The 21,044-nt window shown below is 61.7% G+C and carries 21 protein-coding genes; 14 read left to right on the forward strand and 7 right to left on the reverse strand.

What is annotated here, in order from left to right; translation table 11 throughout:
• Positions 1–25: 25 nt before the first annotated feature.
• The 5 genes from AAHA41_RS20675 to pspF form a co-directional block, all read right to left on the reverse strand.
• Positions 26–1,024, reverse strand: coding sequence for an oligopeptide/dipeptide ABC transporter ATP-binding protein (locus AAHA41_RS20675; RefSeq protein ID WP_041210364.1), 999 nt, complete (start codon positions 1,022–1,024; stop codon positions 26–28).
• Positions 1,024–1,917: an ABC transporter permease subunit gene (locus AAHA41_RS20680; protein ID WP_033114661.1), complete on the reverse strand. Its 894-nt coding sequence runs from the start codon at positions 1,915–1,917 to the stop codon at positions 1,024–1,026. The genes AAHA41_RS20675 and AAHA41_RS20680 overlap by 1 nt, the downstream gene beginning before the upstream one ends.
• A 35-nt stretch (positions 1,918–1,952) precedes the next feature.
• Positions 1,953–2,912, reverse strand: coding sequence for an ABC transporter permease subunit (locus AAHA41_RS20685; protein ID WP_041210362.1), 960 nt, complete (start codon positions 2,910–2,912; stop codon positions 1,953–1,955).
• A gap of 2 nt (positions 2,913–2,914) precedes the next feature.
• A complete protein-coding gene (sapA, locus tag AAHA41_RS20690; RefSeq protein WP_042032023.1) occupies positions 2,915–4,510 on the reverse strand; it encodes an ABC transporter substrate-binding protein SapA in 1,596 nt (531 codons plus the stop codon).
• An 83-nt stretch (positions 4,511–4,593) separates the two neighbouring features.
• Complete coding sequence (pspF, locus tag AAHA41_RS20695; RefSeq protein WP_323068977.1) at positions 4,594–5,634, reverse strand: phage shock protein operon transcriptional activator; 1,041 nt, start codon at positions 5,632–5,634, stop codon at positions 4,594–4,596.
• 196 nt (positions 5,635–5,830) lie between these two features.
• Between pspF and pspA the strand changes: the two genes are divergently transcribed.
• From pspA to AAHA41_RS20750, 11 genes are all read left to right on the forward strand, one after another.
• The gene (gene pspA, locus AAHA41_RS20700; RefSeq protein WP_041210359.1) at positions 5,831–6,505 is read left to right on the forward strand and encodes a phage shock protein PspA; all 675 of its coding nucleotides are present in this window, start codon (positions 5,831–5,833) and stop codon (positions 6,503–6,505) included.
• A gap of 3 nt (positions 6,506–6,508) precedes the next feature.
• Positions 6,509–6,745 carry an envelope stress response membrane protein PspB gene (gene pspB, locus AAHA41_RS20705; protein WP_041210358.1) on the forward strand — a complete coding sequence of 79 codons (237 nt, stop codon included), beginning with the start codon at positions 6,509–6,511 and terminating at the stop codon, positions 6,743–6,745.
• Positions 6,742–7,146 (forward strand): envelope stress response membrane protein PspC, encoded by a 405-nt coding sequence (gene pspC, locus AAHA41_RS20710; protein WP_323068975.1) that lies wholly within the window; start codon positions 6,742–6,744, stop codon positions 7,144–7,146. The genes pspB and pspC overlap by 4 nt, the downstream gene beginning before the upstream one ends.
• A 173-nt stretch (positions 7,147–7,319) precedes the next feature.
• Positions 7,320–8,726 (forward strand): YcjX family protein, encoded by a 1,407-nt coding sequence (locus AAHA41_RS20715; RefSeq protein ID WP_208736030.1) that lies wholly within the window; start codon positions 7,320–7,322, stop codon positions 8,724–8,726.
• Positions 8,727–8,779: 53 nt separating this feature from the next.
• On the forward strand, positions 8,780–9,814 hold the full coding sequence (locus AAHA41_RS20720) for a TIGR01620 family protein (RefSeq protein WP_185227270.1): 1,035 nt from the start codon (positions 8,780–8,782) through the stop codon (positions 9,812–9,814).
• A gap of 393 nt (positions 9,815–10,207) precedes the next feature.
• Positions 10,208–11,002, forward strand: a complete 795-nt coding sequence (phhA, locus tag AAHA41_RS20725; protein ID WP_323068973.1) for a phenylalanine 4-monooxygenase — start codon at positions 10,208–10,210, stop codon at positions 11,000–11,002.
• Positions 11,003–11,055: 53 nt separating this feature from the next.
• Positions 11,056–11,394 carry a 4a-hydroxytetrahydrobiopterin dehydratase gene (locus AAHA41_RS20730; RefSeq protein WP_042032032.1) on the forward strand — a complete coding sequence of 113 codons (339 nt, stop codon included), beginning with the start codon at positions 11,056–11,058 and terminating at the stop codon, positions 11,392–11,394.
• A gap of 134 nt (positions 11,395–11,528) precedes the next feature.
• On the forward strand, positions 11,529–13,076 hold the full coding sequence (gene tyrR / locus AAHA41_RS20735; protein ID WP_041210348.1) for a transcriptional regulator TyrR: 1,548 nt from the start codon (positions 11,529–11,531) through the stop codon (positions 13,074–13,076).
• Positions 13,077–13,258: 182 nt separating this feature from the next.
• The gene (locus AAHA41_RS20740; RefSeq protein ID WP_323068971.1) at positions 13,259–13,819 is read left to right on the forward strand and encodes a YfiR family protein; all 561 of its coding nucleotides are present in this window, start codon (positions 13,259–13,261) and stop codon (positions 13,817–13,819) included.
• Positions 13,816–15,057, forward strand: a complete 1,242-nt coding sequence (locus AAHA41_RS20745; protein ID WP_323068969.1) for a diguanylate cyclase — start codon at positions 13,816–13,818, stop codon at positions 15,055–15,057. The genes AAHA41_RS20740 and AAHA41_RS20745 overlap by 4 nt, the downstream gene beginning before the upstream one ends.
• Positions 15,058–15,083: 26 nt before the next feature.
• Entirely contained in the window at positions 15,084–15,572 is a 489-nt protein-coding gene (locus AAHA41_RS20750; protein WP_042032037.1) for an OmpA family protein, read from the forward strand.
• 78 nt (positions 15,573–15,650) lie between these two features.
• Here AAHA41_RS20750 and AAHA41_RS20755 read toward each other — a convergent pair whose 3' ends face one another.
• A complete protein-coding gene (locus tag AAHA41_RS20755) occupies positions 15,651–16,385 on the reverse strand; it encodes a TerC family protein (protein ID WP_041210344.1) in 735 nt (244 codons plus the stop codon).
• A gap of 108 nt (positions 16,386–16,493) precedes the next feature.
• Between AAHA41_RS20755 and AAHA41_RS20760 the strand changes: the two genes are divergently transcribed.
• The 3 genes from AAHA41_RS20760 to AAHA41_RS20770 all read left to right on the forward strand — a co-directional run bounded on the left by AAHA41_RS20760 (position 16,494) and on the right by AAHA41_RS20770 (position 19,749).
• Positions 16,494–17,609 (forward strand): ATP-NAD kinase family protein, encoded by a 1,116-nt coding sequence (locus AAHA41_RS20760; protein ID WP_323068967.1) that lies wholly within the window; start codon positions 16,494–16,496, stop codon positions 17,607–17,609.
• A 99-nt stretch (positions 17,610–17,708) separates the two neighbouring features.
• On the forward strand, positions 17,709–17,987 hold the full coding sequence (locus AAHA41_RS20765; RefSeq protein WP_041210342.1) for a YfcL family protein: 279 nt from the start codon (positions 17,709–17,711) through the stop codon (positions 17,985–17,987).
• A 97-nt stretch (positions 17,988–18,084) separates the two neighbouring features.
• Positions 18,085–19,749 (forward strand): AMP-binding protein, encoded by a 1,665-nt coding sequence (locus AAHA41_RS20770; RefSeq protein ID WP_042032040.1) that lies wholly within the window; start codon positions 18,085–18,087, stop codon positions 19,747–19,749.
• A gap of 87 nt (positions 19,750–19,836) precedes the next feature.
• Here the strand turns inward: AAHA41_RS20770 and AAHA41_RS20775 are convergent, their stop codons facing one another.
• Positions 19,837–21,000, reverse strand: a complete 1,164-nt coding sequence (locus tag AAHA41_RS20775) for a PLP-dependent aspartate aminotransferase family protein (protein WP_323068965.1) — start codon at positions 20,998–21,000, stop codon at positions 19,837–19,839.
• Positions 21,001–21,044: the final 44 nt, after the last annotated feature.

The raw sequence follows: 21,044 nt of genomic DNA on the forward strand, positions 1-21,044 counted from the left end.
TCTCTGGCGGGGGCGTTGCTGGTCATCATTTTTTCGGCTCCTCCATGTTCAGCGGGAAGTGGCAGCTGAACTGGTGTCCCTTCACCTTGTTCATCACCGGGGTCTGCACGCACTGCTTCTGGGCATAGGGGCAGCGCGGGCCGAGCCGGCAGCCGATGGGCAGATGCTGCAGCGGCGGGATGACGCCGGGCAGGGTTTCGAGGCGCGACTTGTGGCGCACCAGCTTGTCAAAGTCGGGGATCGACTTGAGCAGCGCATCGGTATAGGGGTGATGCGGTGTCTCCAGGATCTGCTCGCGGGTGCCAACCTCCACCATCTGGCCACAGTACATCACGTTGATGGTATCGGTCAGGTTGGCGATGGCAGCGATGTCGTTGCTGATGATCAGGATGGTGGTGTTGCCCAGCTTGTTCATCTTGTCCAGCAGCCGCAGGATCTGCGAATGGGTGGTGGACTCCATGGCGCTGGTGGGTTCGTCGGCAACCAGCAGGCGCGGTTGGTTGGCAATCGCCATGGCGATCATCACTTTCTGGCACATGCCATCCGACAGCTCATGGGGATAGGCGCGCATCACCTTGCGGTGATCCTTGACCCCGACCCGGTGCAGCAGGGCAATCGCCCGCTTCTTGCGCCACTGGAAGCGCTGCCAGAACTGTCCCTCGAACGAATCGGTCGGGATCGCCTCTTCCAGCTGGGTGCCGATCTCCTCGGAGGGGTCGAGACAGCTGATGGGATCCTGAAAGATCATGGCGATCTCGCGGCCCATGATGCGGCGTCGCTCGCGGGGCGCCATGGTCAGCAGATCCATGTCGTTGAAGCGCATCCGGTCGGCGCGCACCGTCCAGTTATCCTTTTCGATGCCGACGATTACTTTGGCAATCAGGCTCTTGCCCGAGCCGGATTCGCCGACCAGTCCGCGGATCTCCCCCTCGTTGAGGGTGAGGCTCACCTTGTCCACCGCCTTCACCTTGCCCTGTGGGGTGTCGATCTCGATGGTGAGATTGCGAATATCTAGCAACGGCATCAGTCATTCCCCTCTTTGAGCGCTTCGCGGATGCCCTCACCAACCAGGTTGGTCACCAGCACGCTGAACAGAATGGCGATGCCGGGCAGGGTGACGGTCCAGGGGGCGAGATAGATGAGATCGCTCGAGTCAGCCAGCATGGCGCCCCACTCCGACTGGGGCGTCTGGGCGCCGAGGCCGAGAAAACCGACCGCGGAGATATCGAGGATGGCGGCCGAGAGGGTGCGGGTGGTCTGGGCCACCAGGGTCTCGACGATATTGGGCAAAATGGCCAGCCGCATGATCCGCAAGGGGGGCGAACCGTCGAGCCGGCTGGCGATGATGTACTCCTTCTGCATCTCGGCATGCACCGCGTTGTAGGTAGCCCGGATAAACGGCGGGATCAACGCGAGGGTGATGGCGATCAGGGTGTTGCCAAGGCCCGGCCCCATGATGGCAACCATGATGATGGCCATCAGCAGGGAGGGGATGGAGAGCAGGGTATCGAGCAGGTGGTGCAACACGCTCGATTTGAGCCCCTTGCTCATGCCGCCGAGGATGCCTATGGCAGAACCCACTACCATGGCGATCACCACCACGATGAGGGCGCAGCCGAAGGTGAGCCGCGCGCCGACCACCAGCCGGGAGAGGATATCCCGTCCCAGATCGTCGGTGCCGAGGAAGAAGTCGATATTGCCGTTGTTGGCCCAGGAGGGGGCCAGCAGCAGATGCTCGGCATGCTGCTCATCGATGCCGTAGGGCACCACCAGCGGGCCGAACAGGGTGATGATCAGCAGCAGCAAAAAGCCCCACAGTCCTGCCATGGCAAGCGGATTACGGCTGTAGGAGGCCCATGTCTGCTCCAGCGGCGAGAGGATCTTGAGCTCGGGATAGATGTTCGATTTATCTTGCATAGGGTACCTGGCTCCTGGTCACGCCATGAGCGCGTTCAATCTTGTTTGGCATAGAGCTCTTTGCGCCGTGCCGGATAGATAAGGGTGGTGAGCAGCTCGGTGCTGACACTGATCAGGATGACGAAACTGGCGATGACCAGGGTCGCGCCGCGAATGGCAGCATAATCCTGCAGGGCGATGCTGCTGACCAGCCAGCGACCGATGCCATGCCACTCGAACACCACCTCGGTGATCATGGCGGAGGTGAGCACGCTGCCCAGCTGCAGACCGAGCAAAGGCAGTACCGGGGGCAGGGCGTTTTTCAGGCCATGGCGCCAGACGATCTGCCACTTGGAGAGGCCACGGCTCGCTGCCGCCCTGATGTAGTTCTGTTTCATTACGTCGATGAGCGAGCTGCGCACATGGCGGATCACCTCGGTCGTCGGCACCACCGCCAGCACCAGCGAGGGGAGGATAAGGTGGCGCAGGGCATCGTGCAGCGCCGCCTGACGCCAGGGCTCCTGACTCAGCAACACGTCGATGACGGCGATCCCGGTGATGGGCGGCACATCATAGAGCAGGCTGATCTGGCCCGATGCCGGCAGCCAGCCGAGATCGAGCGAAAAGAGCATCACCACCAGCAACGCCAGCCAGAACACCGGCACCGCATAGCCGATAAGGCCGGCGGTCATGATGGAGAGATCCAACGGCTTGCCTTGTGACAGGGCGGCCAGGGTACCGAGCGGGATCCCCACCAGCAGCGAGACGGTGAAAGCGGCCAGACAGAGGATCAGGGTCGCCGGGAAGTAGTGGCGAATTTCGTCCAGTACCGGCAGGCCGGAGACGCTGGAGAGACCGAGATCCCCGGCCAGAATATGGCGCAGGAAGTCGGGGTAGCCGCTCCAGAAACTCAGCTGATGGCCGAGCAGGCGATAGTCCAGCAGGTAGGCGACGAATGTCAGGGCCAGCAGGGTGATGAGCAGCAGGTTGATGCGACGCAAGGTGTATAAAAGCATGCTTACTCCCGGTGAGCCTGATTGAAGGAGGTGCCGCCAAAGGGCATCAGGATCAGCCCCTCGATGTCACTGCGGCTGACCTGGGTGCGCAAAGCGTGTGCCAGCGGAATGAGAGGCAGCTGCTCGTTGAGCAGGGTCTGGGCGTAGTAGTAGTTGCGCAGCCGGAAGGCCAGCTGGGGCGTGGTGACCGCATCGTCCAGCAGCTGATCGAAGGCCGGGCTGCACCAGCGGCTGTAGTTGTTGCCCCGCTCGACCGCCGAGCAGCTCAGTAGCTGGCGGAAGAAGTTGTCCGGGTCGGCGTTGTCGGCAATCCAGCCAGAGAGCAGGCTGTCGTACTGACCGGCGGCCAGGCGCTTCTCGATGACCGGCCACGCCTGCTGGACAATCTTGAGCTTGATACCCACCTTGGCCAGATCGCTTCGCATCAGCTGGGCGGTCTTGAGCGCATCCGGGTTGTAGGGGCGGGCGTCCGGTTGCACCAGCACCTGCATCTCGAATCCCTTCTCGAGCCCTGCTTCCTTGAGCAGCTTGCGGGCCAGCGCCAGATCTGGCTTGCGCATCGGCAGGCTGGGGTTATAGCCCCACGAGAGCGGTGGCAGCAGGCTGTTGGCCGGTAGACCGGTATCGAAATAGACCGCTTGCAACAGGTTGTCGATATTGATGGTGCTGGCAATGGCCTGACGCACCTTGACGTTGTTGAACGGCGGCTTGCGGGTATTGAGGGCCAAAAATGCCACGTTCATCCCCGACTGTACCGAAAGGCTGAGGTCGGGATGTTGCTTGATCACCGAGAGCTGGCTGGCGGCTGGCGTGCTCATCACGTCGCACTCGCCGGTCAGCAGTTTGGCCAGCCGCTTGGACGAGCGCGGGGTGATGTCATAGACCAGTTGCTCGATCTGGGCTGGGCCGTTCCAGTAGCCGGGATGGCGCAGATAGCGGATGAACTCGTTGTGGCGATACTCCTTGAAGCTGAACGGGCCGGTGCCGATGGGGCGGGTATCGAGCAGCGCCGGGGTTCCCGCCTTGAGCATCTGCTCGGCGTATTCGGCGGAGAGGATCACCGCATAGTCGCTTGCCAGGGTCGCGAGGAAGGAGGCGTTGGGCTGGTTCAGCTCGAACACCACCTGCTGCGGCCCCTTCTTATAGACCCGCTTGATCAGCTGATCCTGCCCCAGGCTGTAGAAGAAGGGGTAGTCGCCGCCCGAGACGTTGTGATAGGGGTGGTGCTCGTCGAGTTGACGGGCATAGGTAAAGACCACGTCATCGGCATTGAGGGTGCGGCTTGGCTTGAACCAGGGGGTGTGGTGGAAACTCACCCCCTTGCGCAGAGTTAGGGTATAGGTGAGGCCATCCTCGCTCACATGCCAGTTGGTGGCGAGCGCCGGCTCCAGTGCCAGAGTATTGGGGTTGACCTCCAGCAGACGGTCGTAGAGTGGACGAGCGCTGGCATCCAGCGTAACCCCGGTGTTGGAGACATGGGGGTTGAAGGAGAGGGGAGAGCCCTCAGCGCAGTAGATGAGTCCGGTCTTGGAAGCTTCGGATTGCTTGTTGCAGCCGGTGAGCAGAACCAGCAGACCGAGCAGCAAGGGTGTGAGCATTCTCATTGTTGAACCATGTTTTTGATACGCATCTGTTTTTATATGAATACGCCAGCACTGTGCTGGCTTTGTCGGTGCCGGTGTCAGTCGGACTCTTTCTGGTCTTGTTCCGTATCGTTGTCGCCATCCTGCAGCTGATACTTGCGTAGCATGCCACGAAACTGGTGATAGCTTAAGGCCAGCAGTTGGGCGGCTTTGCGCTGATTATACTGGGATTGCTGCATCGCCTGCTTGAGTAAATTAATCTCGAACTCCGCCACCGCCTGCTTGAGATCGAGCGGCAACGCCCCGGTTGTCACACCTTGCGGCTCGCTTTTACTCTCCTGACTGCGAGCGGCTACGGGCCGCCAGGGGGAGTCAAACGGATTGATCACCAGCTCGGCCAGCGGCAACTGGGGATTGCCCTGGCGGTAGATGCTGCGCTCCACCACGTTTTTCAGCTCCCGCACGTTGCCAGGCCAGGGGTAATCGAGCAACAGCTGGGTTGCTTTACGCGAGAAACCGGCAAAGAGCGGATAGCCCAGCTCCCGGGTCATGCTGTGGGCGAAGTGCTCCGCCAGCATCAGGATATCTTCCCGCCGCTCCCGCAAGGGGGGGAGGGTAATCACATCAAACGCGAGTCGGTCCAGCAGATCGTGGCGAAACAGCCCCTTGTCGGCCAGTGCCGGGAGATCTTCGTTGGTCGCGCAGACCAGCCGCACATCCACCTTGAGGGGCTTGGCCCCACCCACTCGCTCGAACTCGCCATACTCGATGACCCGCAGCAGCTTCTCCTGCACCCGGGCGCTGGTGGTGGCCAGCTCGTCGAGGAAGAGGGTGCCGCCATCGGCCCGCTCGAAGCGGCCCTGATGGCGCTTGGCCGCACCGGTAAAGGCGCCCGCCTCGTGACCGAACAGCTCGGTCTCCAGAAGGCTCTCGCTCAGAGTGGCGCAGTTGATGGTGACAAAGCTTTGATCCCAGCGCGCCGAGAGATAATGTAGGCGGTGGGCGATGAGCTCCTTGCCCGTTCCCCGCTCACCGATGATCAGCACGGGTTTGCGCAGCGGGGCGAGCCGTGAGGCCTGCTCGATGATCTCGAGGAATGCGTTGGATTCCCCCAGCAGGCTTTCCGTGGCCGTGGTCATAGTGATCCCTGTTGGTTGTTAAAGCTGGTCAATCTTACCAAAAGTTGGTGATTTTTATCACCACTTGCATGGCATCTATTGAAACGGGGCAAAGCAGCCCCATATAAATCAACAAGTTAAATTTCGCTCCAGATTGGCACACAAGTTGCCATTGTCAATGGAGAAACAACGCCATGCCATTAACAGGAGTGCAATCATGAGTATTTTTTCCCGTCTGGCCGACATCATCAATTCCAACCTGACGGCCCTGCTCGACAAGGCAGAAGATCCCCAGAAGATGGTGCGCCTGATCATCCAGGAGATGGAGGACGAGCTGGTCAAAGAGCGCTCCAATCTGGCCCGCTTCCTCGCCAGCCAGAAAGAGATTGGCCGTCAGGTCGCCCGTCATCAGGAGCGGGTCGATGAGTGGCAGGCCAAGGCCGAGCTGGCCCTGACCAAGGGGCGTGAAGATCTGGCCCGCGCCGCCCTTATCGAGAAGAAGAAACAGAGCGAGTTGTCAGAGACCCTCTACCGCGAGCAGCAGGCGGTCGACAGCGGCATCGAGAAGCTGGGTGAAGAGATCCGCCAGCTCGAAGCCAAGCTGGAAGATGCCCGTGCCCGCCAGAAAGCGATGGCCATTCGCAGCGAAGCGGCCAGTAGCCGTCTCAACGTGCAGAGCCAGGTTGCCCGTGGTGACAGTCAGGCGGTGGTGAGCAAGTTCGAGCGGATGGAGCGTCGCATCGACGAGATGGAGGCTCGCGCCGATCTGGGTCAGTCTGACAAGGCGCTGGCGCAGCAGTTTGCCGAACTGGAAGTGGACGATCAGATAAGCAAAGAGCTTGAGGCGATGCGCCAAAAGCTGGGTCAGCGTGATGGCCAGCAGGGGGAGTAAGCGATGGAGAGTCTGCTGGGTGTATTGATGGTTCCCATGGTGGTCTTCATGGTGGTGGTGGCACCCATCTGGCTGGTGCTGCACTACCGGGCCAAGGGGCGCATCGGCGCCGGTCTTGCCGATAGCGAGCGGGAACAGCTGCAAGGGTTGCTGGCCCGTACCGAAAAGATGCAGGAGCGAGTCGGTGCGCTGGAGTCGATTCTGGATGCGGAAGTGCCCGGTTGGAGGAACAAGGTATGAGCAGTACAAGTCGTGAGGGGCGCAACCTCTATCGCGATCCCCGGCAGGGTAAGATTGCCGGAGTTTGCGCCGGTTTGGCAGAGTATTTCGGGGTAGAGACCTGGATCGTGCGGCTGCTCGCCATCAGCGGCCTTATCTTCGCCGGGTTCATCACCTTCACCGCTTACATTGCCGCCTGGTTCTTGCTCGACAAAAAGCCGGTCACCCTCTATTCCCACGAGGATGCCGATTTTGCCGAGGTGCGGATGAAGGCGCGCAGCTGGCAGGCGGGGGTCACCCCCCAGCAGGTGCTGAGCCGTGTCGCGCAGGAACTGGATGCACTGGAGCCCAGAGTTCAGCGTATCGAGAAGCTGGTGACCTCCCGCGAGTTCACCCTGCAGCGGGAATTTCGCAAGCTGTAGTGCCTGTACGAAAGTGCCTGCCGAAGCACTCAATGTCGATGGTGGTGCCTTCAGTGATGCCCCATCATCGACGCCACTCAGGCTGATTGACCATCCCGATGCGGATAGCCAGTTTGCCTTGTCGCACGGCCAATCACGCCGGATGCAACCACCAAGGGAGAACGGGTCAAGCCTTGATACTCAATAAACTGGAACAGAAGTTGACTCGCCTGCAGAGCAAGGCGAACGACGTGGTGAACCGGGTGCGGGATCGCCATATCCGGCTGGCGGTAACCGGCCTCTCTCGCAGCGGCAAGACCGCCTTTATCACGGCGCTGGTCAACCAGCTGGAACATGCGGCCATCGATGGCCGCCTGCCCCTGTGGGATGCCCTGCGTCAGGGGCGCATCCTCGGTGCCCGCCGGGTGCCGCAGCAAAATGCCCATATCCCCACCTTTGCCTACGAGCGTGGCCTCGACTCCCTGTTTGGCGATCCGCCTGCCTGGCCTGAGCCCACCCGCGGCGTGGCGGAAGTGCGCCTCGAAATTCGCTACCGCACCCGTCACCCCCTGCGCAAGCACCTGGGTGAGATCTCCACCCTCTACGTGGATCTGGTGGACTACCCCGGGGAGTGGCTGCTCGACTTGCCGCTCCTTGAGATGAGCTACGAGCAGTGGAGCGAACAGGTGCGCGAGCAGCTGAGCCGCCCCGAGCTGCAGGCGCTCGCCGCCAGCTGGCTGACCCCCGGGTGGCAGGCAACGCAACCTTTTGCCGAGCGACCGGTGGCAGAGCTGGCCGAGCGCTACACCGCCTATCTGCACGCCTGCAAACAGGAGCTGGGGCTACACCTCATTCAGCCCGGCCGCTTCGTCTTGCCGGGGGAGTATGCCGGAGCCCCCATGCTGCAATTTGTCCCCTGGGTGTGGGAGATGCCTGCCGGCGAGCCTGCCGATGGCACCCTCTACGCCACCCTCAGGCAGCGCTTCGAGCAGTACAAGCAGCATCTGGTGCAGGGTTTTTATGAGCAGCACTTTGCCGGCTTTGATCGCCAGATCGTGCTGGTGGATTGCCTGCAGCCCCTCAACGCAGGAGCGGCCAGCTTTGGCGATATGCAGCAGGCCATCGCCCGCATCATGGAGAGCTTTGCCTACGGCAAGAGCAACTGGTGGCGGCGACTCTTCTCGCCCCGTATCGACAAGCTGCTGTTTGTGGCGAGCAAGGCCGATCACGTCACCCCCGAGCAGCATGGGCCCATGGTCTCCCTGCTCCAGCATCTGGTGCGCAGCGGCCGCGGCCAGGCCCGCTTTGAGGGGATCACCACCGAGTGTCTGGCGCTCGCCGCCATCAAGGCGACCGAGGTGGGCAAGGGGGTGGCCAATGGCCGCGAGTTCCCTGCCATCCGTGGCACCAGCCTTGAGGGTGAGCCGCTGCTGCTGTTCCCGGGGGAGGTGCCGCCCCATATTCCGCCTGCGCAGTGGTGGAACAGTCAGGGCTTTGATTTTCAGGCGTTTCGCCCCATGCCCATGAGCGCCCATCAGGCGCTGCCCCATATCCGGCTCGATGCGGCGCTGGAGTTTCTGCTCGGGGATCACCTCGAATAACGGTGTGCGGTCTTGGCACCTGAGCCGAAGGCTGCGCACAGGAGAACAATGCGATGAACGATCAGATAAAAGAGCGGCCACCGTTGCAGGGCAAGGTGATCCTTGAGCCTGCCTTGACGGTGGCCAGTGACGAGCGCCCGCCCGCACCGGCCCAGCGGCTGGAGGAGGCGAGCTTCGAGCGCCTCGACGAGCTGGACGATTTCACCGAGGTGGAGAGCGCCCTCGTCATCAAACCGCGTCGCCGTCATCGGCTACTGGCGTGGGGGCTGGGGGCGGTCGGTCTGCTCTCGTTGGGCCAGTATGGCGCCTTTCTTTACGATCAATTTCTCACCACCCCGCTCTGGGGCAGCGCCTGGCTGACGGCCTCGGCGTTGGTGGCGGCGGGGACCGCCAGCGTGGTGGGGCGCGAGTGGCTGCGGCTGCGCACCCTCAAGCGGCGTCAGGATGTGCGCTCGCGCGCAGAAGATCTGCTGGCCCATCAGGGGGTCGGCCAGGGCCAGGCCTTCTGCGAAGGGTTGGCGGTCAAAAGTGGCGACAAGGGGCGTGAGGGGTATCAGACCTGGCTGGCCCAGCTCGACGAGAGCCACAGCGATCGGGAGGTGCTGACCCTCTACAGCCAGCTGGTACTCGGCGAGCGTGACAAGCTGGCGCAGGCGCGGGTGGCCAAATGGTCGGGGGAGGCCGCTGTGCTGGTGGCGCTGAGCCCGCTCGCCACCGTCGACATGATGCTGATGCTGTGGCGCAACCTGCGGATGATCGAGGACATCGCCGATGTCTATGCCATCGAACTTGGCTACTGGAGCCGCATACGCCTAATCCGTCAGGTGTTTCGCAACATGCTTTACGCCGGTGCCACCGAGCTGGTGACCGAGGTGGGGATGGACTTGCTGGGGGCCGAGCTTACCGCCAAGCTCTCTGCCCGCGCGGCGCAAGGGGTGGGGGCGGGCCTGCTCACCGCTCGCCTTGGCCTGCGCACCATAGAGGCGTGCCGCCCGCTGCCCTGGTGTGCGGACGAGAAGCCAAAACTGGGCGAGCTGCGCAAGCGGCTGGTGGGTCAGCTGGCCGGTTATCTCAAGGGGACGAGCTAACCCCGGATCGGAGCTCGGCAGTTGGCGCATCCTGATGGGGCCCGGTATGTCGAGGATTTACATTGTTTTACTGGTGAAACGCGCATCCACTTTTTTCGGCGTTTTTTGCAACAATCTGCGCCGGGTGGATGGGCTATCACGGTATAACGCGGGCAACGGGCTTGCTCCGCTTTTATCCCGTCTCCTTCAGGGATGAGGCTTACAAGGGGTACCAAGGGTTTGGCTCACTCTGAATGAGTCAGCTCGCCATCAGGCTTGAATGTCACATTTTATTTACATATCTCGCCAGCAGCCGACCACCGGGTCAGCTGCTTTTTTTGTTGCCGGTTCGTTACAGTGATCCTATGACCCAATGGCAAGGCGCCTCAACCGGCGCAGAGGATGGAACCGCTTATGGCAACCCTTTATACCGCTCACCAGCCGGATGCCCGGGGGATGATCCACTACTCGGCCGAAGAGCACGGCACCTGGCAGATCCTGATCGAACGCCAGCTGGCTGCGCTTGAAGGCAAAGCGTGTGACGAGTATCTGGCGGGCCTTGAAAGACTGACGTTGCCGCGAGATCGCATCCCCCAGCTGGCGGAGCTCAACGAGGTATTGCTGGCGACCACCGGCTGGTCGGTGGCAGCCGTGCCTGCGCTTATCTCGTTTGACCGCTTCTTTGCCCTGCTGGCCAACCGCCAGTTCCCGGTCGCCACCTTTATCCGACGCCGCGACGAGCTCGACTACCTGCAGGAGCCCGATATCTTTCACGAGATCTTTGGCCACTGCGCCATGCTGACCAATCCCGCCTTTGCCCACTTTACCCACCTCTATGGCCAGCTTGGCCAGCAGGCGAGCAAGGAGGAGCGGGTCTTTCTGGCCCGCCTCTACTGGTTCACCGTGGAGTTTGGCCTCCTGGCCACGGCGGACGGGCTGCGTATCTACGGCGGCGGCATTCTCTCCTCCATCGGCGAGACGGCCTATGCCCTCTCCGGCAAGCCGCTGCTGCAACCCTTCGATCTGCTGGAGGTGCTGCGCACCCCCTATCGCATCGACATCATGCAGCCCACCTACTTTGTGCTGCCCGAGCTCGATGCCCTCTACCGGCTGGGGGAGGCGGAGATCATGAGCGGGGTGGCGCAGGCGCGCCAGCTTGGTCTGCATGCGCCGCGCTTTGAACCGGTTGCAGGCAAGCAGGCGAGTTGAGTTATCCGTTATTTCACATCAGATATTGCACATTCAGAACAGAGGAGAGACCCATGTCCGAACTGGCCAGCCAGCAGTGTGAAGCGTGCCGCGCCGATGCTCCCAAGGTGAGCGATGAGGAGCTGCGCGAGTTGATGCAGCTTATCCCCGACTGGCAGCCGCTGGTGGTGGCGGGGGCGTTGCAGCTGCGGCGGGAATTTGCCTTTCGCAACTTCAAGGAGGCGCTGGCGTTTACCAACCGCCTGGGGGAGCTGGCGGAGGCGGAGTTCCACCATCCGGCCATTTTGACCGAGTGGGGCAAGGTAACGGTCAGCTGGTGGACTCACAAGATCGGTGGGCTGCACCGCAACGACTTCATCATGGCGGCACGTACCGACCAGCTACTCAAATAAGCGGCAACAACTGACTCGGGCCTGCCCGGCGAAAGCGGGGCAGGCCCGCATTTTTGTGGGCTAGCGCTCGCACTGGGGGGATCGAGTCTGTATTATCCGCTCATTCATAGAGTTAGCTAGGAAGTGTGTCCCGAATGCGTCTTGAAGTCAGCTGTGAAGACCGCCTGGGCCTGACCCGGGAACTGCTCGACCGCCTGGTGGAGCACAATATCGATCTGCGCGGCATCGAAATCGATACCTCAGGCATCATCTATCTCAACTTTCCCGAGCTGGAGTTCAGCGATTTTCAGCATCTGATGCCGGAGATCCGCCGCATTCCCGGCGTCTATGACGTCAAGACCATCCCCTACATGCCCTCCGAGCGGGAGCACCACGAGATTGAGGCGCTGCTCAAGGCGCTGCCGGATCTGGTCTTCTCGCTCGATGCCAAGGGCAAGGTGACCCAGGCCAACCAGTCGGCCCTCACCACCCTCGGCTTGCCGGTGGAGGAGGTGCGCGGCGTGGCGCTCGGCTCGCTGGTCAAGGGCTTCTCCTTCAGCCGCTGGCTGGAAGCGAGCGACATCCGGCCACAAACCTGCAAACTCAGCTTCAATGGCGAAGAGTATCTGGCGGATCTGCTGCCGCTCTTTGTCGATGAACAGAAGGGTAAGCAAGCGCTGGCGGGGGCCGTGGTGGTGCTCAAATCGGCCCGTCGGGTTGGTCTGCACTTCAGCGCGCTCCACGCGGTGGAGGCGGAGGGGTTCGAGCATCTGCAGGGTGAGAGCCCCAAGATGAAAGAGGTGCTGGCGCAGGCGCGCAAGCTGGCGATGCAGGACGCGCCGCTGCTCATCGTCGGCGAGACCGGTACCGGCAAGGAGCTGCTGGCCCGTGCCTGTCACGCTGCCAGCCTGCGATCCAGCCACCCCTTCATGGCCCTCAACTGCGCCGCCATGCCGGATAACGTGGCCGAGAGCGAGCTGTTCGGCTATGCCCCCGGCGCCTTTGGCAACAATACCGAGGGCAAGCGCGGCGTGCTGGAGCTGGCGAGCGGCGGCACCCTGATGCTGGACGAGATCGGCGACATGTCGCCCCATCTGCAGACCAAGTTCTTGCGGGTGCTGCAAGATGGCGTGTTCCGCCGGGTCGGTGACGAGCAGGAGGTGAAGGTCAATGTGCGCTTTATCTGCACTACCCAGAAACAGCTGCTCGATCTGGTCAACGATGGCTCCTTCCGTGAGGATCTTTACTACCGTCTCAACGTGCTGAGTCTGGCGCTGCCGCCGCTGCGCGAGCGCAAGGCGGATGTCATGGTGCTGGCCCAGCAGTTTGTCTCGCGCTTTGCCAGCGAACTGCAGCGTCCGCGCCCGCGTTTTACCCGCAACATGGCCGACTATCTGACTGCTTATCGTTGGCCGGGCAACGTGCGCCAGCTGCGCAACTGCCTCTATCGCGCCATGACGCTGCTGGAGGGGGACGAGCTTGGTCCCGAGCAGATCGATCTGCCGGTAGCGGCTGATACGGCACCGCTTATCGACGAGTGGTTCGAGGGCAACCTCGACGATGCGGTGAAGCGCTTCGAGAGCCAGCTGCTGGCACGGCTCTATCCGGCGTTTCCCTCGACTCGCCAGCTCGCCAAACGACTGGGTGTGTCGCACACCGCCATCGCCAACAAATTGCGGGAGTACGGGATCAGCAAAAAGTGATACCCTGTCCGTTGAGGTGAACAGAGAGCCCGTTGCAAAACGGGCTCTCTGTTTTTATTTACAGCTCTGTCAGCTGAGTCTCACGTCAAGGCTTGTCAGGCTGTTGTCCGGCCACTTACTATCTGAGTTCATGTACCCGAACCGCGCTGCTGCGGTGTTGTAGAGGCGCCTATCCCCTGATCATGTCGTCACACTTCTCATTTCGACTCGTCGTTGCGTTGCTGGTGCTATTGCCCGGGCTGGTTTGCTCCCGTGCCGCGCTTGCCGACGCTCAGACCACTGCAGAGAGCCGGGCCAATGCGGTCAAGGAGCTGGTGCTCGATATTCTGAGCTACACCCGCTGGCCAAAGGAGCCGCCGGTGCTGCATCTGTGCATCGCCGCGCCCACTGAATATGCCGGTGTGCTCTCCACCATTACCCGGCAGGGCAACGGCCGGCCGGTGCAGGTCAATCGCTATGAGGTGACGGATCCGGCCATTGCCGGCCAGTGCCATGTGCTCTATCTGGGGGTGATGGACGAGTCAACCCGGCTGGCGCTCTTCTCCCGTTTGAAGGGGCATCCCGTGCTCAGCATCAGTGAGCAGAACCCGGAGTGCAGCAGCAGTCCCGTCTTCTGTCTGCAGCCGGACAGTCGTAGCGGGCGGTTGCGTTTCAAAGTGAATCTGGATGCGCTGGCGCTCAGCGGTGTGCGGGTGCATCCGGCCGTGCTCAAGCTGGCCATGGCTGATCGGGGTGTGCCATGACGCCATCGTCCGATCGTCATGACGCGCGGCTGACCCTGCGCCAAAGTCTGGGGCGTACCCATCTGGTGACCGCCTTTACCTCGGCTTGCGTGGCGGGGATCCTGCTGACCCTGACCGCCCTGCTGGTGATGCGTTTTTACGCCGACCACAATCTGGAGCTGGTGGCACGCGCCATCAGCTATACCACGGAAGCGGCGGTGGTGTTTCAGGACGAAGAGGCGGCGGGTGAGGCGCTGCGGGCCATTGCCGAGCGCGAGGAGGTGGCCGAGGCGCGCATCTATCTGCCCGATGGCAAGTTGCTGACCAGCTGGTCGCGCACCATGAACACCCCGATCGCCGAGCTGGAGGGTTATCTTGCCCAGTTGATCCTGCCCGGGCCGGTGCGTGAGCCCATGCTGCGTGGCAGTGAAAAGATCGGCGAGGTCGAGCTGATCGGCCATGGCGAGTCGCTGCTGATCTTCCTGATTGCGGTGCTGCTGGTGATGCTGATATGCCTGCTCTTGAGCGCCATGGGGGCCCTTTACGTGGCGGGGCGGATGCAGGTCTCCATCATTGGCCCCCTGCGAGAGCTGGCCCGAGTGGCCCACTCGGTGCGCCGCCAGCGAACTCTGGGGATGCGGGCACCGCCCGCCGGTATTGTCGAGCTCAACGAGCTGGGGGATGACTTCAACTCCCTGCTTGACGAGTTGCAGGCGTGGCAAGCCCATCAGGCGCGGGAAAATGCCAGCCTGCTTCATCAGGCCACCCACGATGTGTTGACCGGATTGCCCAACAGGGTCTTGTTTGACGCCAGGCTGGCACAGGCGATCACCGAGGCTGAACAGGGTGAGGGGGACTTTGCGCTGCTTTACCTCGATTGCGATCGCTTCAAACAGATTAACGATACCCTGGGCCATAACGCCGGTGACGATGTGCTGATCACCCTGGCAAGGCGGGTGGAGCATCAGCTGCGGCCGCAGGATCTGGTGTGCCGTCTGGGGGGGGATGAGTTCGCTATCCTGCTGAGCCCTGTGCATCTGCAACAGGATGTGGAGGAGGTGATCAACCGCATCCAGCAGGCGATGAGTGAACCCGTGGTATTGCGGGATGGGCAGCAACTGGTGGCTGGGATCAGCATCGGTTATGCCATTCATCAATCCGGGGTCAGTGCCAGCGAGCTGTGCGAGCTGTCAGACAAAGCCATGTATTTGGCAAAACGTGCGCGCCGCGAGGAGGTGGATGCCACCGAACCGGCGTGAATTGATGTCGTTAAGGAGACATAACAATGAAAATATCCCTCTCCCTCAAGACCTTGCTGCTGGGGTTGATCTTCTCTCTGCTGGCAGGTTGTCAGAGTGCCCCGAAGGGGCTCACCCCTGAACAGCTGGCGGTATTGAAGGAGCAAGGTTTTTATCTGACCGACGAGGGTTGGACGCTGGATCTGGCCAACCGGGTGTTGTTTGCCAACAACGTCGGGGAGCTCAATCCCCAAACCCGTCAGACCGTGGAAAAGCTGGGCAAAGCCTTGCTTGGGGTAGGGCTCGACAAGGCGCGGGTTGACGGTCACACCGACAACACCGGCGAGAGCAGCTACAACCAGCAACTCTCCCTGAAGCGGGCCCAGTCGGTGGCGGATGTGCTCGTCTCGGTCGGGATGAAGCCAGCCAACCTGGAGGTCCGTGGTCGCGGCGAAACCGCGCCGGTGGCGGACAACAAGAGTGCTGCCGGACGGGCCGAAAATCGCCGGGTGGCCATCGTTATCGCCAACCAGTAAGCGACTGTCCCGCCAAGCGTGCCGTGTGCATAGCAAAAGAGCGCCAAAGAGGCGCTCTTTTTGATCCGGCCGGCGAGCTTATGATTCGCTCTGCTCGTTGGCGTCGGTGTGCTTGCGCAGGCGGATGTTGATCATCTCCACCACCAGCGAGAAGGCCATGGCGAAGTAGATGTAACCCTTCGGAATGTGCAGATCCATCCCCTCCGCCATCAGGGCGAAGCCGACCAGGGTGAGGAAGGAGAGGGCCAGCATCTTGATGGTAGGGTGGTTATCGACGAAATCGCCGATCGCCTTGGCGGCAAACATCATGATAAAGACGGCGATCATGATGGCCAGCACCATGACAGGAACGTGATCAGCCATGCCGACGGCGGTGATCACCGAATCCAGACTAAAGACGATGTCGAGAATGGCGATCTGGATCAGGGTGCTGATAAAACCGGAGGCCGCTCCTGCGACCTTTTCCGGCTCTGCCGCCCCCTCAAGGGTGGCGTGGATCTCCAGCACGCTCTTGCCGATCAGGAACAGACCCCCCAGCAGCAGGATGAGATCGCGGCCCGAGATGGCCTCGCCCAGCACGGTAAAGAGCGGAGCCGTGAGACGCATGACCCAGGCCAGCGAGAGCAGCAGCAGGATGCGGGTACCCATGGCGAGGGCCAGACCCAGAATGCGGGCGCGCTGGCGCTGTGCCTCGGGCAGACGGCCGACCAGAATGGAGATAAAGATGATGTTATCGATGCCCAGCACGATCTCGAGCAGGGTCAGGGTGGCGAGCGCCACCCAGGCAGAGGGATCCAGAACCCATTCCAGCATGATTGAACCTTGGTTGAAAAAAAGAAGCGGAACATTTTAGCAGGGGGGAACCGCTTGTCCCAGTGGGGCGAAAAGATAAAAATGGTCGCCATCGCAAGGGAGGAGTGCATGTTTCGATTAGGGCTCATCATAAATCCGGTCGCCGGAATTGGCGGCGCAGTAGCGCTCAAGGGGAGTGACGGCGTAGTGGCCGAGGCGCTGGCTCGCGGCGCTGTGCCCAAAGCGCAGGAGCGCACCCGTCAGGCTCTGCTGCCGCTGTGTGAAGTGACTGCGCCGTTCGAGCTGCTGACGGTGGCTGGCGACATGGGGGAGCAGGTGGTGCGTGAACTGGGCTTGCCGCATCGCATCGTCTATCAACCGGCCGGGGAGCGTACCTCTGCCGCCGATACCCGCCATGCGGCAGAGCGGATGCGGGATGCGGGCGTCGATCTGCTGCTGTTTGCCGGTGGCGATGGCACGGCGCGGGACATCTGTGCCGCGGTGGGGGAGTCCTGCCATGTGCTGGGGATCCCGGCTGGCTGCAAGATCCACTCCGGCGTCTACGGGGTGACGCCCGCCGCCAGCGGGCGGGTGGCGGCGCGGATGATCGCAGGTGAACTGCTCAGCCTTATCGATGCCGAGGTGCGCGATATCGACGAAGAGGCGTTTCGCGCCGGCAAGGTGCGGGCTCGTCACTATGGCCAGCTGCTGGTGCCCGGCGATCTGCGGTACGTGCAGGCGGTCAAGCAGGGAGGGCGGGAGTCCGAAGAGCTGGTGCTGGCGGATCTGGCGGCCGGCGTGGTCGAGCAGATGGAGTCAGATACCCTCTATCTGATGGGCTCTGGCAGCACGGTGGCTGCCTGCATGGCTGAGCTCGGTCTGGAAAATACGTTGCTCGGTGTGGATCTGGTGGAAAATGGCAGGCTTATCGGGCAGGATCTCAGCGCCGCCGAGATCCTGACCCGGATCCGTGGCCGTCGCTGCCGGCTGATCATTACCCTGATTGGCGGACAGGGACATCTGTTCGGGCGCGGAAATCAGCAATTGAGTCCTGAGGTGATTCGGAGTGTCGGGCTGGAGAACATCCAGGTGCTGGCAACCAAGAGCAAGCTGGCTTCCCTGCAGGGGAGACCACTCCTGGTCGATACCGATGAGCCTGAATTGAACCGGGCGTTGAGTGGTTATCTGCGCATAACCACGGGATACAAGGATCAGGTCATCTACCCGGTGGCCAGCCCGGAATAGGACGCCATGGAAGCTGCTGGCCTGGCGCCAGAGAGCTGCATTCAACCCGAGTGCGGTTCCATACCCCCGAATTATTTGCCGCAAATGAGGCTGCGTTACATGACGATTCACGATTTTGAGCACAAGTTGTTGGGACTGATCGACGGCATGGTTGCTACTGCGAGCGAAGATGAACTCTTTGCCGGTGGTTACCTGCGAGGCCATATTTCGCTGGCGGTCGCCCGTGCCGAGCTGGAGGGCAAGACCCTGGTGCGGGATGTCAAAAGCTATGTGTTGCGCAGCCTCAACGAGGCGATTTTGCAAGGCGAGCTCTCCGAGCAGGACGAGCAGCTGGTGCAAGCGATGTGGATTCGTTTGCAACAACAGGCAGAAGCTTGATCGGATACACATTTCAAACTGAAGTTTGAGTTTATTCTTCCCTGAAGTTAGTGAAAGGTTAATAATAAGTTTCGCCTTTTGTTTCAGGGATTAAACTATGGCTTCAGCCTCACGTATTGCCAAAAAACTGCCGCTCGAGATGCTCTATCACTGGGAGCGGCAGTGTCCTGATCGAACCTATCTGCGTCAAACCATCAACCGCGAATATGTCGATTTCACCTGGGGTGAAGTGGCCGATGAAGCGCGGCGCATGGTGACGGCCCTGCGTCATCTGGGGCTGGTTGCCGGCGATAAAGTGGCGCTGCTCTCCAAGAATTGCGCCCAGTGGTTTATCGCCGATCTGGCAATGCAGATGGGGCAGTACGTGAGCGTGCCCATCTACCCGACCGCCAACGTCGATACCATCGAATATGTGCTGCGCCACAGCGAGGCCAAGGCGATCTTCGTTGGCAAGCTCGATGACTGGAAGAGTCAGGAGGCGGGGGTGCCTGCCGATCTGCTGCGCATCGCCTTCCCCTATGACACCATGCCGGCCAGCTACCAGTGGGATGATCTGCTGGAAACACATGAGCCCATCCCCGACAGCCCGGTGCAGGAGCCCGATTCCCTGCTGAGCCTGGTCTATACCTCCGGTAGTACCGGCAAGCCGAAAGGGGCCATGCTGACCGTCGAACGTTATGCGTGGTCGTGCGAGAAGCTGGTGGAGACGGTGAACCTGACCCAGGCTGATCGCGGTTTCTCCTACCTGCCGCTCGCCCACATCACCGAGCGGGTCTACATCTACGGCGGCAGCCTGTTTGGCGGCGCCACCATCGCCTTCCCCGAATCCCTCGACACCTTCGTCGAGGACGTCAAGCGCTGCCGTCCTACCGTATTTATCTCGGTACCGCGGCTGTGGGCCATGTTCCGCATCAAGATCCACGAGAAGCTGCCCCAGAAGAAACTCGAACTGCTGCTCAAGATCCCGCTGGTCTCCAGCCTTATCAAGAGCAAGCTGAAGAAAGGGCTGGGGCTGGATCAGGCACGGGTGTTGGGCTGCGGTTCTGCACCGGTCTCCCCTGCGCTGCTTGAGTGGTATCTGAGCATCGGTCTCAAGGTGACCGAAGCGTGGGGCATGACCGAGAACCATGCGTTTTCGACCATCAACTACCCGTTTCGCGCCGACAAGATCGGCACCGTCGGCAAGGCGGGGCCCGGGGTGACCATCAAGATCTCCGACGAGGGGGAGATCCTCTGTCGCTGCGAGGGGATGATGGTGGGTTATTACAAGGATCCCGAGCACAGTGCCGAGGCCATCGATGCCGAGGGGTGGCTCCACACCGGCGACATGGGCAAGCTGGACAAGGAGGGTTATCTCACCATCACCGGCCGGATGAAGGATGTGTTCAAGACCGCCAAGGGCAAGTATGTGGCGCCGGTGCCCATCGAAGGGATGCTGGGGCAGGAGCCCATAATCGAGCAGCTCTGCGTGATTGGTTATGGCATGCCCCAGCCTGTCGCGCTGGTGCAGCTGGCCGAGAGCGCTGCCAAAGGAAATCGGGATGAGGTCGTGGCCAGACTGGAGGCTGCGCGGGTGCGGGTTAACGATCAGCTGGAGTCCCACGCCAAGATCCGCGGCATTCTGGTGGTGAAAACCCCCTGGAATATCGAGAACGGCGTGCTGACTCCCACCATGAAGATCAAGCGCCATCTGCTGGAGCAAAAATATGCCCATGTCGGGGAGCGCTGGCCCTCATCGCAAGTGGTGGTGTGGGAGGAGTAAATCCCGCATTTGCCACATCGCGACAAACAACAACGGCCCTTGATGGGCCGTTGTTGTGTTTGGGGGTTATCACTCGCAGCTATGTGGCTAGATCTGCGCCAGCGCAGCTGCCAGATCGGCGATCAGGTCGTCCGCATCTTCCACCCCGATACTGAAGCGGATGAGGTCTTCATTGACCCCGGCGGCGAGACGGCTCGCCTCGTCCATGGCGGCGTGAGTGGTACTGGCCGGATGGCAGGCAAGACTCTCCAAATCGCCCAAGCTCACTGCCTGCACGAACAGTTGCAGGTTGTCGAGCAGGGTGGCGCAGCGTGCAAACCCTCCTTCAAGTTCAATGCTCACCATGCCGCCAAAGCCGCTGGCGAAGGCGCCGAGGGCATCATGGCCCGGATGGTTGGCAAGCCCCGGGTAGATCACCTTCTTCACCGCCGGATGGGCGGCCAGAAACTCGGCCACTTTCTGGGCATTGTGCAGGTGGGCATCCATCCGCAGCGGCAGGGTTTTGACCCCGCGCTGCAGCAGGTAGGCCTCCTGCGGGCCGATGGGGGAGCCGATATGCTTGAGGGCCACAGTGCGGATCGACTTCATCAGAGCGTGGGAGCCCGCCACCACCCCGGCGATGATGTCGCCGTGGCCGCCCAGATATTTGGTGCCGCTGTGCATCACCACGTCGACCCCGAACTCCAGCGGGCGCAGCAGGTAGGGGGTGAGGAAGGTGTTGTCACACACGGTGATGGCGCCCACCTTGCGGGCCGCTTCCACCACCAGTCGCGGATCCACCACCTTGAGGGTGGGGTTGGTCAGGGTTTCGAACAGTACCACCTTGGTGGCGGGGCGGATGTTGGCCAGCAGATCCCGATCGCTCTCGTAAGCGGTGACCTTGATGCCGGCGCGGCTGAAGGTCTGCTTGAGGAAGGCATCGGTGCCGCCGTAGAGCGGGCCGATATAGGCCACCTCATCGCCGCTGTCGGCCAACGCATACATGATGGCGCTCACCGCCGCCATGCCGCTCGCCACCACCAGTGCCTCGTCGGCCCCTTCGAGGGCTGCAAGCTTCTGCTCCAGCTCGGCGGTGGTGGGGTTGCCAAAGCGGCTGTAGATAAAGCCGGGGGCCTGACCTGCAAAGCGCTCCTTGCCCGCCTGGGCGTTGAAGTAGCTGAAGGTGCTGCTCTGGTAGAGCGGGGTGGTGAGGGCGCCGGTCTGGGGGTCGATCCGCTGGCCGCTGTGTACGCTCATGGTCTTGAATTTCATCGTGTTGCTCCGTGATGGCCAGGCTCTGGCCATGACTTGTTTTG

The organism is Aeromonas sp. SER, from assembly GCF_038739615.1.
Classification (GTDB): domain Bacteria; phylum Pseudomonadota; class Gammaproteobacteria; order Enterobacterales; family Aeromonadaceae; genus Aeromonas; species Aeromonas jandaei.